This window comes from Streptomyces sp. NEAU-sy36 (assembly GCF_013423905.1).
Lineage (GTDB): Bacteria > Actinomycetota > Actinomycetes > Streptomycetales > Streptomycetaceae > Streptomyces > Streptomyces misionensis.
The window spans coordinates 3,890,988-3,907,446 of the sequence record NZ_CP058977.1 but is presented as its reverse complement, the minus strand read 5'-3'; the positions used below and the strand labels follow the sequence as shown (position 1 = coordinate 3,907,446).

Annotated in this window: 16 protein-coding genes; 10 read left to right on the top strand and 6 right to left on the bottom strand. The window is 71.7% G+C overall.

From position 1 onward, the window contains the following. Positions 1-77: 77 nt before the first annotated feature. From HZZ00_RS17975 to HZZ00_RS17965, 3 genes are all read left to right on the top strand, one after another. Positions 78-1,175 (top strand): LacI family DNA-binding transcriptional regulator, encoded by a 1,098-nt coding sequence (locus HZZ00_RS17975; protein ID WP_180333146.1) that lies wholly within the window; start codon positions 78-80, stop codon positions 1,173-1,175. 312 nt (positions 1,176-1,487) lie between these two features. After that, positions 1,488-1,820, top strand: coding sequence for a hypothetical protein (locus tag HZZ00_RS17970; protein ID WP_180333145.1), 333 nt, complete (start codon positions 1,488-1,490; stop codon positions 1,818-1,820). A gap of 36 nt (positions 1,821-1,856) precedes the next feature. Continuing rightward, positions 1,857-2,009, top strand: coding sequence for a hypothetical protein (locus HZZ00_RS17965; RefSeq protein ID WP_180333144.1), 153 nt, complete (start codon positions 1,857-1,859; stop codon positions 2,007-2,009). Here HZZ00_RS17965 and HZZ00_RS17960 read toward each other — a convergent pair. Continuing rightward, positions 2,006-3,697 carry a DUF885 domain-containing protein gene (locus tag HZZ00_RS17960; protein WP_180333143.1) on the bottom strand — a complete coding sequence of 564 codons (1,692 nt, stop codon included), beginning with the start codon at positions 3,695-3,697 and terminating at the stop codon, positions 2,006-2,008. The two genes, HZZ00_RS17965 and HZZ00_RS17960, sit on opposite strands and share 4 nt — an antisense overlap. Before the next feature lie 127 nt (positions 3,698-3,824). Next, positions 3,825-4,487, bottom strand: coding sequence for a TetR/AcrR family transcriptional regulator (locus HZZ00_RS17955; RefSeq protein ID WP_180333142.1), 663 nt, complete (start codon positions 4,485-4,487; stop codon positions 3,825-3,827). 151 nt (positions 4,488-4,638) lie between these two features. On the opposite strand from HZZ00_RS17955, the gene abc-f reads away from it, so the two are divergent. From abc-f to HZZ00_RS17940, 3 genes are all read left to right on the top strand, one after another. Then, on the top strand, positions 4,639-6,258 hold the full coding sequence (abc-f, locus tag HZZ00_RS17950) for a ribosomal protection-like ABC-F family protein (RefSeq protein ID WP_180333141.1): 1,620 nt from the start codon (positions 4,639-4,641) through the stop codon (positions 6,256-6,258). Between the two features lie 47 nt (positions 6,259-6,305). Continuing rightward, entirely contained in the window at positions 6,306-6,995 is a 690-nt protein-coding gene (locus tag HZZ00_RS17945; protein WP_180333140.1) for a CatB-related O-acetyltransferase, read from the top strand. A 92-nt stretch (positions 6,996-7,087) separates the two neighbouring features. Beyond that, a complete protein-coding gene (locus HZZ00_RS17940) occupies positions 7,088-8,395 on the top strand; it encodes an erythromycin esterase family protein (protein ID WP_180333139.1) in 1,308 nt (435 codons plus the stop codon). A gap of 120 nt (positions 8,396-8,515) precedes the next feature. Here HZZ00_RS17940 and HZZ00_RS17935 read toward each other — a convergent pair whose 3' ends face one another. Beyond that, complete coding sequence (locus HZZ00_RS17935; protein ID WP_180333138.1) at positions 8,516-8,869, bottom strand: nuclear transport factor 2 family protein; 354 nt, start codon at positions 8,867-8,869, stop codon at positions 8,516-8,518. 43 nt (positions 8,870-8,912) lie between these two features. After that, positions 8,913-9,707 (bottom strand): SDR family oxidoreductase, encoded by a 795-nt coding sequence (locus tag HZZ00_RS17930; protein WP_180333137.1) that lies wholly within the window; start codon positions 9,705-9,707, stop codon positions 8,913-8,915. A gap of 79 nt (positions 9,708-9,786) precedes the next feature. Between HZZ00_RS17930 and HZZ00_RS17925 the strand changes: the two genes are divergently transcribed. Continuing rightward, the gene (locus tag HZZ00_RS17925) at positions 9,787-10,602 is read left to right on the top strand and encodes a MerR family transcriptional regulator (protein ID WP_180333136.1); all 816 of its coding nucleotides are present in this window, start codon (positions 9,787-9,789) and stop codon (positions 10,600-10,602) included. A 227-nt stretch (positions 10,603-10,829) separates the two neighbouring features. Beyond that, complete coding sequence (locus tag HZZ00_RS17920) at positions 10,830-11,762, top strand: glyoxalase (protein ID WP_219014042.1); 933 nt, start codon at positions 10,830-10,832, stop codon at positions 11,760-11,762. Positions 11,763-11,805: 43 nt separating this feature from the next. Here the strand turns inward: HZZ00_RS17920 and HZZ00_RS17915 are convergent, their stop codons facing one another. Beyond that, positions 11,806-12,480: an N-acetylmuramic acid 6-phosphate etherase gene (locus HZZ00_RS17915; protein ID WP_180333575.1), complete on the bottom strand. Its 675-nt coding sequence runs from the start codon at positions 12,478-12,480 to the stop codon at positions 11,806-11,808. 120 nt (positions 12,481-12,600) lie between these two features. Next, positions 12,601-13,548, bottom strand: a complete 948-nt coding sequence (locus tag HZZ00_RS17910; protein ID WP_180333135.1) for a MurR/RpiR family transcriptional regulator — start codon at positions 13,546-13,548, stop codon at positions 12,601-12,603. Between the two features lie 213 nt (positions 13,549-13,761). Here HZZ00_RS17910 and HZZ00_RS17905 point away from each other — a divergent pair, with 213 nt between their 5' ends. Next, a complete protein-coding gene (locus HZZ00_RS17905; protein WP_180333134.1) occupies positions 13,762-14,781 on the top strand; it encodes an N-acetylglucosamine kinase in 1,020 nt (339 codons plus the stop codon). Further along, positions 14,769-16,334 (top strand): sodium:solute symporter, encoded by a 1,566-nt coding sequence (locus HZZ00_RS17900; RefSeq protein WP_180333133.1) that lies wholly within the window; start codon positions 14,769-14,771, stop codon positions 16,332-16,334. Before HZZ00_RS17905 ends, HZZ00_RS17900 begins: the two co-directional genes overlap by 13 nt. Positions 16,335-16,459 lie beyond the last annotated feature (125 nt).

Below are 16,459 nucleotides of genomic sequence, written 5' to 3'. Positions count from 1 at the left end.
CAATGGTTGAATGGCCTCGAATTTTCATCGGCCGGTTCCCCGGCCCCCGCCGAGCCGTCACTCACGAGAGACCGCCCATGCCCAACACCCCACGGCCGCCGCGTCGCGTCACCATTCCCGACGTCGCCAGGCACGCCGGCGTGGGACAGGCCACCGCCGCCCGGGTCCTGGGCGGGTACGGCTCGTCCAGCGCGGCCACCCGGGAACGGGTGCTGGCCGCCGCCGCGGAACTGGGTTACAGCACCAACGCGGTGGCCCGAAGCATGATCAGCGGACGCACCCACACCCTGGGCGTGGTCGTCGCGGACGTGGAGAACGCCTACTTCGCCCGCGCGGTGCGCGGCGTCACCGACGTCGCGGCCAAGGCCGGCCTCCAAGTCGTCCTCGCCAACAGTGACGAGAAGGGCGACACCGAGAAGTCCGCGGTGCAGATGTTCATCGAGCGGCGGGTGGACGGTCTGGTCGTGGCCCCTGCCGCGGCCGACCACGAACACCTCGACAAGGCCGTCGCCGCGGGCATCCCCGTGGTCCTGCTGGACCGTGCGCTCAGCGGCGCCACGCTGGACACGGTCGTCGTGGACAACCGCGGCGCCGCCGAGGCCGCGGTGTCCCGGTTCACCGAGGCGGGGCACACCCGCATCGCCGTGGTCACCTCGGCCTCCCCCGACGAGAACGCCACGCAGCTCGCGCCCGGCGCGGACATCTGGACCACGACCGAGCGGCTCACCGGCTACCGGCAGGCCCTGCGCGCCGCGGGCATCCCGCGCGGCGCGGAGCTGATTCGGCACACCGGATACGACCGGACCTGGGCCCGCTCAGCCGTACTGGAGCTGATGAGTTCGCCCGACCGGCCCACCGCGCTGTTCACCACGGACAACGTGGCCACCCTCGGCACCCTGGACGCCCTGCTCGACCTCGGCGCCCGCATCCCCGGCGACGTCTCGGTCATCGGTTTCGACGACGCCGAGTGGGCCACCCTCGTCCGGCCGAGGCTGAGCGTGGTCAGCCAGCCGGTGCAGGAGTTGGGCGGGCTGGCGGCCGACATCCTGGTACGCCGTATCAACGGCTCGACGGCCCGCCCCCGCAGGCACACCCTGCGCGCCACCTACGTCTCTCGCGAGTCCACCGGCCCTGTGCCCGAACAGGTCCGACCACTGCGGTTCCCGGGGGACTGACGGACCCGCGGACCCTGGTCACCGGTGCCCTTCTCGAGGCTTCGGCCAACTTCGCGGTGCAGAGCTGGACAAACGCCCACCCGGCGGTGGCGAGGCCGTTACTGTGAGTGTGATCGACTTCGATGAGGTATCCGCTCGCCGGCCGTACGAGGGGGCTGTCGTCGCCGGGCCGCAGCATCAGCGGCCCGGTCATCATGTTCCCCCGCGTGCCGGACCCGCCGCTCCGCGAGCGCGCCCGACCGGCGCCGGTTCGGACACGGATCGCAGCGCGGGCCGCACCTACAGCAACTGTCAACTCGAAAGGCCCGACCCATGAACGCAGCAGTCGGCACGACGACCGTCAGGACGAAGGCGGGCGAATCCGCCACCCTGACTCGCGCGGCCGTCATGGACGCGGCCCGCACGGAACCCGACTACACCGCCTACGCCCCCAATGACGTCTGGGTCGTCGCCGACATCGGTGGCCGTTTCATCCCGGTGATCCCGTTGGTGCGCGCGGCCCTTGGCGCCGAACCGCACAACACCAACGAGGCGGAGATCAGGATCAGGGAACTCGGGTTCCAGGTCTTCATCAAGCGCCTGTACACCCCGGGCGGGCAGCCGGTCCGGCTCACGCAGGCGCAGCTGAGGGACGCCCGCCCGTAACGGCCTGTCGGCGCTCAGGGTCTGGCCGTCGTCGGCGTGCCGCACGTGCACGCCGTCCGGCACCGGCTGCGGGAGCCGGTCGAACGCGTGGATGGGACGGTCGGTGCCGCCGGTGACCCAGCGGCGCCGGTCGACGGTCACGCCGTACTCGTCCGGCAGGACATCCACACGAAGCTGGCCAGCTACTAGAGTGCCGCGAGGTTGTCGGCCAGGTCGTCGAGACCGAGCGAGCCCTGGGAGAGCGCCTTCATGTGCCAGGTCTTGAGGTCGAAGGCGGCGCCGCGTCGGCGTTGCGCCGCCGCGCGGCCCTGGAGCCAGGCGCGTTCGCCGAGTTTGTAGCCGATGGCCTGACCGGGCCAGCCGAGGTAGCGGTCGATCTCGCTGTTGCGGCGGGCCGCCGGACTGCCGTTGTAGGTGGCCATGAATTCCGTTGCGAGTGCCGGCGTCCAGCGCTCGCCTGGGTGGAAGCCCGAGTCGGCGGGGATGGCGAGTTCGAGGTGCATGCCGATGTCGACGATCACGCGGATCGTACGCAGCATCTGCCCGTCCAGGAAGCCGAGGCGGCGCGCGGGCTCGGAGAAGAAGCCCAGATCGTCCATGAAGCGCTCGGCGTACAGGGCCCAGCCCTCGATGTTGGCGCTGACCATACCCTCGGTGACCTGGTAGCGGCTGAGCCGGTCGGCGACCGCGACCCACTGGGCGAGCTGGAGATGGTGGCCGGGAACGCCCTCGTGATACCAGATGCTGACGAGTTGCCAGGTCGGAAAGGTGTCCTGGCCGAGGGTGGGCAGGTAGGTGCGTCCGGGGCGGCTGAAGTCGAGGCTCGGGCCCTGGTAGTAGGGACCGGAGGCGCTGCCCGCGGGCGCTATCCGGGACTCGATCGCGCGGATCGGGCCGGAGAGGTCGAAGTGGCTGCCGTCGAGAGCGTCGATCGCCTCGTCCATGAGCTGCTGCAGCCAATCCCGGATGGCCTCCTCCCCCTTGACCGTGTGACCGTGCTCGTCCAGGTGGCGCATGGCTTCCAGGAGGGTGGCGCCGGGCAGGACCCGGTCGGCTTCGACGCGCATCTCGGCGAGCGTCCGGTGGAACTCGCTCCATGCCCAGGCGTAGGCCTCGGCCAGATCCAGCTCGGCACCCGTGTTGTGGCGTGCGGCGCGCAGGTAGCGCTCGCGGCCGACGGCGTCCGGGGTGTCCGCCGCCGCGGCGAGGTAGGTGTCGCGCAGCCAGTCGCGGAACTCGGCGACGGCGGCGGTGGCCTTCCTGGCTGCGGCGTCCAGGTCGGGGCGCAACCGGTCGGGGCCGTCCGAGACGAAGTCGGCGAACCAGCCCGCGTCCCTGCCCGCGTCCCGCCCAGCCGCCTCCCCGGTCCAGTCGGAGAGCTGGCCGATCACCCCGGTGACCTGCCGGGGAGCGGCGAGCAGGCCACGAGAGACACCCTCTGTGAGGGTGGCCCGGTAACCGTCCAGCGCACCGGGGAGGTTGCGCAGCCGTCCGGCCACGGCCGCCCAGTCCTCGTCGGTGGTGGTGGGCATGAAGGAGAAGATCGTCCGCACTTGGTCGACGTGCGCGCCCACGGTGCGCAGCTGGCGGAAGTTCTCGCCGGCATCGTCCATCGCCAGCTCGGCGGTGAGGCGTTCGCGCAGCAGCCGGGCGCAGGCTCGTTCAGCCGGATCGTCCGATGCGGGAGTGGCGTCGAGTGCTGCGAGAGTGCGGCGGGCGATCTCGGCGTGGGCCGCGAAGCCGTCCGGCGAGAGATCCGGCTGCCGGTCGTCACCACGGCCCAAGCCCAGCCACGCCGAGGTCATCGGGTCGTGCGCGGCCACTTGGTCCAGGTGTCTGTCGGCAATGGCGCGCGGAGTATTCAATTCATCTGGCATGCGCGCATTCTGACGTACCGTCGGACGTCTGCCACGAGCGGTCTCTGTCGCCGACGCCCGCTGCCTCGTCCCCCTTGCCGGAGCTGTCGGCGGGGTCGGGACAGGTGAGGGCCGTCCGGAATCCCGCTCAGGCATCGCGTGCCGGCCGGGTCTCGGCGAAGGCGCCGGCGGCTGCGGCGAGGGCGGCGGTTCTGGCCGCGTCGCCGGGCAGGTGCGGGTCGGGTGCCGTGCGGAGGAGAACCAGCTGGTGGTACAGCGGCGCGGTGGCGGCGAGGAGCAGACGCCGGGCGTCGGTACCCGACGGGAGTTCGCCGCGCCGGACGGCCCGGCTGACGACGACCTCGCATCGGGCGTACCGGTCCTCCCAGAGCCGCTGTTGGGCGTCGGCGGCCTTCTCGGAGCGGAACGAGGCGGCGATGAGCGCCGTCACGACCGGGGGCTCTGCGGTCAGGGCTGTCTGGATCTCCTGGTTGAGCGCTGTCAGGTCGCCTTCCAGGGAGCCGGTGTCCGGTGGCTGCCAGTCGTCGTCGCTCGCCGCGTCGAGTACGTCGGCGAGCAGGCCGCCGACGTCCCCCCAGCGCCGGTACACCGTGGTGCGGTGCACTCCGGCGCGAGCGGCGACGGCGTCCGTGGTGAGCGCGTCGTAACCGTGGTCGCCGAGCTCCGCGAGGACCGCGTCGAGTACCTGCCTGCGAATACGGGCGGTGCGGCCCCCGGGTCGGCGCCGGGTCGGCGCAGGCCGGGAGCCCGCCGGTTCTTGTTCTTGTTCTGAGGGCGTGGGAGTCGCCATAGGAGTCCGATTGATCGCGGGGACGGTTTGTGGCACCATCTTAATGCAGCAGCTGTCGCACTAATGGAGTGATCGATGTTCATCCAAAGCGTTCACCCGGCCGCACGGCCCCTGACGGTCGTCTCGTTCCCGAATGCTTTGGAGTCCCCGTATGCCCACACAGATCTCCGCGCTCGCTGTCAGCAAGTCCTTCAACGGCAGGCTCGTCCTTGACTCGGTGACCTGCTCGCTCGCAGCGGGCGAGCGCACCGGGATCATCGGTGAGAACGGATCGGGCAAGACCACCTTGCTGCGCCTGCTCGCCGGGCGTGAACGGCCCGATCAGGGCGAGGTCGTCGTCCAGGCCCCCGGTGGCGTCGGCTATCTCGCCCAGGACGAGCGGATGGAGCCGCGAGCGACCGTCCAGCAGGTCGTCGACCGTGCCCTGAGTGATCTGCGCACCGTCGAGCGGCGCATGCGCCGTCTCGAGGCCGCGATGGCCGACGGCGACGAGTCGGGCATGGCCGAGTACGGCGACCTGATGACCGTCTTCGAACTGCGCGGCGGCTATGACGCCGACGCCCGCGTGGAACGTGCCCTGCACGGTCTCGGCCTGGGCCTGGTGGGCCGAGACCGCGCCGTGGGCGGCCTCTCCGGTGGAGAGCGGGTCAGGTTGCGGCTCGCGGCCGTCCTGGCGGCCGCGCCGGAGGTGCTGCTCCTTGACGAGCCGACCAACCATCTCGACGACAGCGCCCTGAGCTGGCTGGAGGAACACCTGCGCACCCGCCGGGGCACCACGGTGGCGGTCTCCCACGACCGGGACTTCCTCGAACGCGTCGCCACCAGCCTCCTTGAGGTGGACGCCGACCGGCGCAGCGTCGTCCGGTACGGCAACGGCTACACCGGCTACCTCGCCGAGAAGCAGGCCGCCCGGCGGCGCTGGGCCCAGGCGCACGAGCAGTGGCGGGCCGACGTCGACCGGCTTCGCGAGGCCGCCGCGACCACCGCCCGCCACGTGGCCCCCGGCCGTGCGATGAAGGACGGCAACAAGATGGCGTACGACCGGGCGGGCGCCCGGGTTCAGCAGTCGCTCGCCAGCCGGGTGCGCAACGCCGAAGAACGGCTGCGCCGCCTCCTGAGCACCCCGGTCCCGGCCCCGCCGGAGCCGCTGCGCTTCACCCCCGTACTGCGGAGCAGCAGCCCGCAGGGCGCCGTACTCGTCGCCACCGACATCACCGTCACGGACCGGCTCGACCGCACGAGCCTGACCCTCGCGGCGGGCGAGCGCCTGCTGGTCACGGGGCCGAACGGAGCGGGCAAGACCACCTTGCTCCGCGTCCTCGCCGGAGAGGTCGCACCCGACGGCGGGGGTGTCACCCGCCTCGGCAGGGTCGGCTACCTCCCCCAGGAACCGCGCCCCGGGGAGCCGGACGAGACCGTCCTTGCCGCCTACGCCCGCGGACGGGCGGGTGAGGCCGCCGAACACGCCGAACAGCTGCTCTCCCTCGGCCTGTTCGACCGCGACCACCTCACGGTGCCGGTCGGCTGGTTGTCCACCGGGCAGCGGCAGCGTCTGGCCCTGGCGCGGCTGCTCAGCGAACCGTCGGACGTCCTGCTGCTCGACGAACCCACCAACCATCTGTCACCCGCGCTCGTCGAAGAACTGGAGACCGCCCTGACCGGGTACGACGGCGCCCTCGTCATCGTCAGCCACGACCGCCGACTGCGTCGGCGCTGGCAGGGCGCTCACCTGGCCGTGCGGGCGACGGTGACGCCCGCTGCCAGGGCCTGAGGTCCTGGCTGCCCCGCGAACACGCCTCCGGAAGGAAACAATTCGTGATGCCCCCTGTCCCCGCCGACCCGAACGTGATCCATCCGATGCCCGAGCAGCCGCGGGTGGTGCTGCTGAAGCCGCTGATCACCTCGCCGCTGATCGAGGTCGGAGAGTTCTCCTACTACGACGACCCCGATGACCCGACCGCCTTCGAGACCCGCAACGTGCTCTACCACTACGGGCCGGAAAAGCTGGTCATCGGGAAGTTCTGCGCGCTGGGCGAGGGCGTGCGGTTCATCATGAACGGCGCCAACCACCGGATGGACGGCCCCTCCACGTTCCCTTTCCCGATCATGGGCGGTTCCTGGGCCCAGCACTTCGACCTGATCACCGGCTTGCCCGGACGGGGTGACACCGTGGTGGGCCACGACGTCTGGTTCGGTTACCGGTCCATGGTGATGCCGGGCGTCCGCATCGGCCACGGAGCGGTCATCGCCTCCGGCTCCGTCGTCGTCGAGGACGTCCCCGACTACGGCGTCGTCGGCGGCAACCCCGCCCGCCTCATCCGCCGCCGCTACAGCGACGCCGACATCGCCCGCCTCCTGGCCGTGGCCTGGTGGGACTGGCCGCTCGAGGACATCACCGAACACCTCCGCACGATCATGTCCGGCAGCGTCGGCGACCTGGAGAACGCGGCGGCCCGGGCACGTGGGAACAGAACCTCTGGAGCCACCGACCCCCAGGACCGACGGTAGTTGAACGAGCCCGGCCCACGACGACCCGCGCGGTGACCCGCTCCCCTGTCCGCGATCCACCGTTCCAGCACCCCGAGAATCGAGCTGTCAGCATGCCTGCCTCGCCCCACCACAACCCGTTCGCCGACTGGCTCCGCACCCACGCCGTCCCCCTCGACCACCTCGACCCCGAGGCACCACTCGATGATCTTGAGCCGCTGCGCGCCATGATCGGCGACGCACGTGTCGTCGCGATCGGTGAAAGTTCCCACTTCATCAACGAGTTCGCGGCCATGCGCGAGCGCATCCTGAGGTTCCTGGCCGAGCGCTGCGGATTCACCGTCCTCGCCTTCGAGTACGGCTTCAGCGAAGGGCTCCCCCTTGACGCATGGGCCCAGGGTGAGGGGACGGACAACGACCTGTCGGCGCACCTCGCCGGAACGATCCCCGTGGGAGTCGAGGCGCCGCTGCGCTGGATACGCCGGCACAACCGAACCGCCTCGACACCGGTGCGCTTCGCGGGGATCGACATCCCGGCGGCCGGTGGGTCCTTGCTGCCCGCCCTGGCCCCGGTCGCCGACTACCTGCGCCGGATCGATCCCGAAACCCTGCCGATCCTCCAGGAGGCGATGCGGATCGCCGAATCGTTCGCCGGTGGCTCCGCGGCCGTCGCCGCGCCCGCGTGGGCACGTCTGGCCACCGCGGAACAGGACGCCCTCAGCGCGGCCCTGACGCGCCTGCTCATCCGGTTCCGCTCCCTCGCCCCGCTGTATGTCTCCCGCGGCGACCGGCACAGCTACGACATCGCCGTGCGCCGACTCGAAGGCGCCTGCCACGGCGACCACACCTTCCGCGCCATGGCCGACCTGTTCGCCGGCAAGGGGCTGACCGCCGACACCTCGGCCCGCGATGCCTACATGGCCGAGTCGGTCCTGTGGCACCTGGAACGCTTCGAACCCGGGACCCGCATCGTGCTGGCCGCTCACAACGCCCACATCCAGAAGACACCGGTGTCCTTCGACGGACACCTCACGGGGCTCCCCATGGGACAGCACCTGCACCGCGCGCTCGGCGATGGTTACTTCGCCCTCGGCATGGCGAGCACCACCGGACATACCGCGGACATGCCCCGCGACGAGAACACGCCCTTCGGCTTCACCATCGACGCCACCGCGCTGGAGCCTGCCGAGCCGGGAAGCGTCGAAGCCGCGTTCGCCGACGCCGGGCTCGGGCTCAGCATCGCCGGCTTCCACCAGGCACGCCGGCAGGCGGCCCATGGAAACGCCGGTCTCGTCCCGGGCCCCGACCGCATCCGGATCCAGAGCGCCTACCTCCACACCCCCGTCCTTGAGGCGTTCGACGCCATCCTCCACACCCCGACCTCCACCGTTGCCCACACCCTCCGAGAACCGACGCGGTGACGGCCGCCCTCATGCCGGCGTACGACCGCGGCCCGCACAGTGCACGTGGGCGCTGCGCCGGGCCGCGATCGGTCCTGCGCCTGCCGACGGTCGGTCACGCCCCACTACCGCGCGGGACGTTCACGCACACGGGGTGATGGTGAGTTCGGTGATGCGTCCGTCGTCGCCGAGCGTGAAGGCGTGGGCGAGGTCGACGGTGCCGCCGGGGAAGTCGCCTTCGAGGCGCTGGGTCACCGTCCAGTGCCGGTCGTCGTACGGGACGGCGGTGAGCGGGGTGGTCGTGTAGGTGTACTCGGTCGCGGTCCGGTCCAGCCAGGCCCGGACCGTGTCACGGCCGCGGTGGGTGCGGCCGTCGTCGACGACCACGGCGGCGGGTGCGAAGCAGTCGGCCGCCGTGGGCACGTCGTGGCGGGCGTGGGCGTCGAGGTACGTCCGGACGCGGACGGGCAGGTCCGGGAAGCCGTTCGGGGTCATGCGGGTTCTCCCTCAGGTACGAGGTGGGTCGGACGGTGGTGGCTCAGACGGTGGGGACCGTGCCGCCGTCGATGGTGTGCTCGGCGCCCGTGATCGCGGCGGCGCGGTCGGAGACGAGGAAGGCGACCAGCTCGGCCACCTCCTCGGGGCGTGCGGGGCGGCCGAGGGGGATACCGCCGAGCGAGGCCAGCACCTGCTCCCAGGCAGCGGCCCGGTCGATGCCCTGTGCGTCGGCGATGCGGTCCACCAGGGCCGTGGTGCCCTCCGTGGCGATCGCGCCCGGGGAGACCACGTTGACTCGTACGCCGTGCGGCGCCAGTTCGCGGGCGAGGCCCTTGCTGTACGTGGTCAACGCGGCCTTCGCGGCGGCGTAGCCGAGTGTGGCGTCGGGCAGGGGCAGACGCCGCTGGATGGAGGAGACGTGGACGACGGCGCCCCGGCCGGCGTCGCGCATCGCCGGGAGCAGCGCCCGGTCGAGGCGGACCGCGGCCAGCAGGTTGAGGGCCAGCTCGTCCTGCCAGTGCGCGCCGGTGAGGGCGGCGAACCCGCCGGCCGGCGAGCGGGAGCCGCCGAGCGTGTGCACGACGACGTGCGGAGTGCCGAGCCGGTCACGCACCGCCGAGGCGACGGTGTCGACGCCTTCCGGCGTGGTCAGGTCGGCCGTGACGAACAGGGGGTCCGGGGCCGCGTCCGCGGGCGCCGTACGGGCCGTCGCGAGAACAGTGGCGCCGGCCGCGCGCAGGCGTGCCGCGATCGCGGCGCCGGTGCCCCGCCCGGCGCCGGTGACGACGGCGAGGCGCCCCGCGAGATCGGTGGGAAGGGAGGTGGTCCTGGTCATGGGGGCAGCGTGCGACCTCCCGCGGCACACGGGTCAAACGCTGTACTCTCCCCCAGCGAGAGGGTGCACAGTGGGACACGTGCTGACGATCGGCGAGTTCTCCCGGCTGACCCACCTGAGCATCCGTACGCTGCGCCGCTACCACGAGGCCGGGCTGCTGGAGCCCGCGCACGTGGACCCGTCGAGCGGCTACCGGTACTACGACCCCGGCCAGATCCCCACCGCACAGGTCATCTCCCGGCTGCGGGAACTCGACGTACCGCTCGCCGACGTCAGGCGGATCCTGCTGAGCACGGACCCGACCGTGCGGGCGCACCTGGTGGGCGAACACCTCCAGCGGCTCAAGGAGCAGCTGTCACGCACCCAGGCGGCCGTCGCATCGCTGCAACGGCTGCTGCGCCCCGAGCCGGCCGCTGTCGCCGTCGAGCTGCGGCACGCGCCGGCGCGACGCGTGGCCGCGGTGCGGGGCACGGTCACGCACGAGGAGGTGCTGCCCTGGTACGCGGGCGCGATGGCCGAGCTGGACGCCGTCGTCGACGCGCCCGCGGGTCCTCCGGGCGGCCTCTACGACAACGCGCTGTTCAGCGAGGGCCGCGGGGACGTGCTCGTGTACATCCCGGTCGCCGCCCCCGTGCCGGACCTGGGGCGCGTCCACGACACCGAGCTGCCGCCCGCGGAACTGGCGGTCACCGTGCACCCCGGGACCCACGACACCATCGACGTCACCTACGGCGAACTGGGCAGGTGGGTCGCCGACCACGCCCTCGCGGTCGCCGGGCCGGTGCGCGAGACCTACCTCGTGGGCCCGCGCGACACCCCGGCCGCCGACCGGTGGCGCACCGAAATCGGCTGGCCGGTGTTCCGGGTCGCCGACGCCGGCCACCGCCCGGTCTGACTCCGGTACGGCCTGACGCTGACGGTAGGCCGGCCCACGCGACCGCCGCCTGCCGGCCGCGACGGGCGCGGCCTTGTCGCCGTGGCCCCTCAGCACGCGGCCCGCCTGCCTGGTGGGCTGTGCCCGGACGGTCAAGACCCGCGGCCCTGCAAGAACACTCGGCGCCGGGTTCGTTGTCTACGTTCTCTTCGGATCACGCCCGGTGATCAGATGGAAGGGAACGGTAAATGAACAAGCGCAAGGCGATGGTGCGGTTGCTGCCGGCGTTACTGCTGGTAGTGACCGTCGGGGGATTCGCGGCTCCGTCGTCGGCCGCGAGCCCGAACGGCGCCGCTCGTCTCCCCGGGGCGAACACGGCGGTGGGGCCGCAGTACGACACCACGCACGTCTACGTCACCCCCGGCGCGATGGACGCGTTCGTCACCTGCTGGGAGGCGGTCTTCGGCGGGACCAACACCACCAAGGTCGTCACAGACGTCACGCCCACGCCCAGCACGACCGTGTCGGAACTGGTCCTCTCCCCCGTCGGCACCCTGTCCGTCTTCGACTTCCGCACGCCGGTCCCCTATCCGTTCGGCGCCGAACGCACCGGCTGGCTCATGAGCGACTTCGACAAGGGCGTGCGGCGGGCCCGGGCGAGCGGGGCGGACCTCGTCGTGGCGCCCTTCGACGACCCCATCGGCCGGGACGCGGTCGTCCAGTTCCCAGGCGGTGTCAACGCCCAGCTGTACTGGCACACGAAGGCTCCGTCCTACGCGCCGTTGGAGACCGTGCCGGACAACCGCGTCTATCTGACACGCGACTCGGCGGGGGCGTTCCTCACCTCGTACCTGCGGTTCACCGGTGGCCGGATCGTCTCCGACGACCGGTCCGCCGATGGTGGCCAGATCGGTGTGCCCGCCGAGACGTACCGCCGCGTCGCCATCAGCTCCCCCTTCGGCAACACGGTGGTCAGCGTGACCGATGGGCATCTGCCGTACCCCTTCGGGCGGGAGACCACCGGCTACGCGGTGACGGACCTCGCCTCGACCTTGCACAAGGCCGAGGTCGCGGGCGCGAAGGTGCTCTGGGGGCCGTACGCCTCCCGGGGCCGTACCAGCGCGATGGTGCAGTTCCCCGGTGGTTACGTGGCCGAGCTTCACGAGGCCGACGACCGCTGATCGTCCCCGGTGGCAGTCGGCACGGCGAACGCCACGGTGTTGTTCAGCGGCAGCCGACGGCCGCGCGTGTGTCGCCGCGGGCCTGGTCGAGGCGCCGCACGGCCTCCTCGGCGGTGCAGTGGGCCAGGAGCATGGCGACAGCCGTCTTGGCGTGGCCACCGGCCGCCCGCAAGGCCTCTGCGGCGGTGCCCGAGTCGGCGCCCGTGGCCTGGACGACCATCCGGCGGGCCCGGTCGACGAGCTTGTCGTTGCCGGCCCGCACGTCGACCATGAGGTTGCCGTAGACCTTGCCGAGGCGCACCATCGACGCGGTCGAGAGCATGTTGCAGACCATCTTCTCGGCAGTGCCGGCCTTGAGCCGGGTCGATCCGGTGAGGATCTCGGGGCCGGTGGGGACCTCGATCGGGATGTCGGCGTAGCGGCTGACCACCGCGTCGCGGTTGCAGGCGACCGACACGGTGACCGCCCCCTTGGCTGCGGCGTGCTTCAGACCTCCGACGACGTAAGGGGTGCGGCCGCCGGCGGCGAGTCCGACGACCGTGTCCCGGTCGTTCACGCCCGTCTCGTCGAGGTCGGCGATCGCTCTCGCGGGTTGGTCCTCGGCTCCCTCGACCGCCATGACGACGGCACTGCCGATCTCCGGGAGGGCGTCGCGCACGGCGAGGGCGACGGTCCGGTCTTCGGCGTTCATGACCGAGAGCAGCTCGGAGACCGGCATGCGGTCCAGTTCGGCGGTCCGCTCGTTGCGCGTCTCGGTGCCGAGTGTGCCGAGTGTGCCGAGGTCCACGCCGTTGACGTCCTTTCGTGGTGGCGCTGACAGACGGTAGAGGGCAGGTGGTCAGTCGTCGGCCGCAGGACGGCGCCGCGGCTGCCGGCGCGTGCGGCGCTGGACGGCTCCGTGGGTCTTCTGGAGGGCTGCGGTCGTGGCGTCGAAAGAGCGCTGGGCGACACCGACGAACAGGCAGTCGATGACCGCGAGTTGAGCGATGCGGCTGACGGTCGCGCCGGAGCGGAAGGGAGTCTCCCGGGCGCAGGTCGTCAGCACGAGGTCCGCGCTCTTGGCCAGGGTGGAGCGGGCCGCGTTGGTCAGGGCGATGGTGGTGGCGCCGCGCGCGGCGGCGGCCTGGAGGGGCTCGATGGTGTCCTCGGTCTCTCCGGAGTGGGATATGGCCAGGGCGACGTCGCCGGGTCCGAGGAGGGCGGCGGCGGTGAGGGCGGCGTGCCGGTCGGTCCAGACGAACGCCATGTGACCGATGCGGTGAAGCTTCTGGTGCAGGTCCTGCCCGACGAAGGCGCTGGCACCGGCGCCGAAGATGTCGACCCGCCGGGCGCCGGCCACGGCCTCGACCGCGTGGCCCAGTGCCTCCACGTCCAGCCCGGCCCCGGAGTCCTCCAGGGCACGCACCTCGTTGTAGACGATCTTGCTGACGATCTCGCTCAGCGTGTCCGTGGCGCTGATGTCGGTGCCCGGCACCGGGCGTTCGCCGCCGAGGGCGTGCTCGCTGGCCGCCGCCGCGGCCAGCGAGAGGCGCAACTGCGGGTAGCTGGCGATCCCGATGCCCCGGCAGAAGCGCATCACCGTGGCCACCGAGGTGTCGGCCCGTTCGCCGAGCGCGCTGATGGACAGTTCCGACGCCTGTCCCGGACCGGCGAGGACAGCCTCGGCCACCCGCCGCTCCGCCGGGGCCAGGGACGGCAGTGCCATCCGAATGCGCGTCAGGATCTCGGCGGGGGAAGCGTCGTCCGGCGGGAGGGCCGGTGCGCGAAGTGGTTCACGGCGGGCCATGAGGCCGCTCCCTTCTGAGGGGCTCGGTCACACGGTAACCAGGGCTCGACACGAGGGTCAAAAATTTACGCTTTCACCTTTCGCGAGGTTACTTATTGACTTCTCCAGGCAAGCCTCCTGATACTCGCTGGACCGCGATCCGGTCCGGTCGTATTCCGGCCGATCCGTGACCACCCGTCGCGATACATCCCCGCAGACGCGAAGGCATGCCGTATGACAACTGCAGTAGCGGTGGACCTGGGGAAGACCGGCTGCCGTGCCGTGTTGTGGACCGACGACGGCGGGCACGCCCCAAGGGTCCACGAGGTGCCCGGGGCCCCCGGGCTCGCCGCCGGTGACGGAGTGGCGACCGCCCATGCCGCCGTGCGCGCCGCGGTCCTCCCCCTCCTGGACCGGGAGCCGTCGCAGCGACCGTCGGCGGTCTGCGTGGGCGCCGCGGGGGCGGCCGCCGCACCGGAGGCGGCCCGTGCCCTGGCCGGCCTGCTCCTGGAGGATCTGGCCGCGAACGAGGTGGCGGTGACCAGCGACGCGGTCACCGCTCACGCGGGCGCCCTCGGCGGCCGCACCGGCGTCGTCCTCGCGATCGGCACCGGATCCGTGGCGATCGGCATCGGGGACGACGGCTCGTACGCCCGCGTCGACGGGTGGGGTCCCTGGCTCGGGGACGAGGGCAGCGGTGCCTGGATCGGCGCGGCCGGGCTGCGGGCCGCACTGCGGGCCCATGACGGGCGCGGACCGGGCACCGCGTTGCTGGCCGCCGCCGTCAAACGCTTCGGCGAACCCGACCGGCTGCCCTCGGCGGTCGGCCGCGGGGGCAACCCTGCCCGTACCGCGGCGTCCTTCGCCCCGGACGTGGCCCAGGCGGCCGCCGCGGGCGACACGACGGCGAAGGCGATCCTCCGGTCCGCGGCCGCGGCGCTCGGCGAGACCGTGCTCGCCGCCGCCCGTCGCATCGGCACGGGCGGCGCCCATCCCGTCACGGTCACCGGTGGGCTCACCGGCCTCGGCGAACCGCTCCTCGGTCCGCTGCGGTCGGCGTTGGCCGGCTCCCCACACCCTCTCGACCCGCGGCCCCCGCTCGGGGATCCGCTGGACGGCGCACGCCTGCTGGCACTGGACGCGTCGGCGCCGCACGAACCCCACGTCGCCCGTGTACGGCGAGCGACGCTCACTGCCCCCAACCCGCCGGTGACAACGTCGGCCGTATCTCAGGAGTGCGCATGCGCCAACTAGACCTCGTGGTGATCGTCGTCTATCTGGTGGCGATCGCCGTGATCGGACTGCGCCTGGCCGGCCGGCAGAGCACCTCGAAGGACTACTTCGTCGGCGAGGGCAGCATGCCGTGGTGGACGGTCTCGTTCTCCGTGGTGGCCACCGAGACCAGCGTGCTCACCGTCATCAGCGTGCCTGGCGGCGCGTACAGCGGGCAGGGCTTCGGAAACGTCGAACTGGCCCTCGGCTACGTCATCGGCCGCGTCGTCGTGGCCACCGTCCTGATCCCCCTGTACAAGCGCGGCGGCTTCGTCAGCGCCTACCAGTACCTGGGCAACCGATTCGGGCTGAGGTTGCAGGGGCTCGCCTCGGTGACGTTCGTCTTCACCCGGCTCCTCGCGGAGGGCGTCCGGCTGTTCGCCTCCGCCATCCCGATCAAGCTGCTGCTCGACGAGTTCGGTGTGCACGCGAGCTACCGGCTGATCATCATCGTGCTCACGGTGATCACCGTCGTCTACACCTACCTCGGCGGAATCAAGGCGGTCATCTGGACCGACGCCATCCAGATGGGCCTGTACCTGGGCGGCGCGGTCCTCGCCATCGCCGTACTGTCCGGCCATGTCGGAGCGGACGGGTTCTCGCAGGCGCTGCACAGCGGCCACTTCAGGCTGTTCGACACCGACTTCACCCTGGCGCACATTCTGACCAGCCCGTTCGCCCTGCCCACCGCGATCGTCGGCGGCGCCATCTTCGCCATGGCCAGCCACGGCTCCGACCAGTTGATCGTCCAGCGCGTCCTGGCCACCCGCTCGCTGCGTGACGGCCAGAAGGCCATGATCGCCTCCGGCGTCTTCGTCACCCTGCAGTTCGCCGCCTTCTCCCTCGTCGGCGCTCTGCTGTGGTCGTACAACCAGGGCAAGGACTTCAAGGCACTGGGCCTCAGCAGCACCGACAATCTCTACCCGAGCTTCATCCTGCACGGACTGCCCGTGGTGATCTCCGGTCTGCTCGTGGCGGGCATCCTCGGCGCCGCGATGGGCTCCTTGTCCTCGGCGCTGAACTCCATGTCGAACTCGACGGTCGCCGACATCATCCACAGTTTCTTCCGCAGCACCCCCTCCGAGAAGTCGCTGCTGAAACTCGCCCGGGTGATGACGCTGGTGTGGGCCGTGCTGATGGCCGTCTTCGCCTGCGCCTTCAGTACCAGTACGGGCAATGTGTACCTGACGGGGCTGACGATCGCGGGCTACACCTACGGCGCCCTGCTCGGCGCGTTCCTGCTCGGGCGCCTCGTCCGGCGCGCCAACGAGACCGACTCCGTCGTGGCCTTCCTGGTGACGGTCGGCGTGATGACGTACGTCGTGCGCGGCGTCAAGATCGACGTCACCGTGGCCGGAGCCACCGTGCCGACGGCGATCGCCGCCCAGTGGCTCGTACCGATCGGCGTGGTGATCACCCTGGCCGTCGGCGGCCTGATGAGCTTGTTCCACCGCGCTCCCGAGATCACCGAAGCCGCGGTGGGCGACAGCGGGCCGGGCGCCGACCCCGTCGTGGCGGCGGCCGACCGGAAGTGACGTCACACACCTCGACCGGTGCGGGGCCGTCCCCCGGTACCGCACCGGTCCCGCGCCAACGGCCCCTCGGGAGACGAACCATGCCGCAACCGCAGCCGACCCCGCCTTCGCGGCGGACCGAGAGC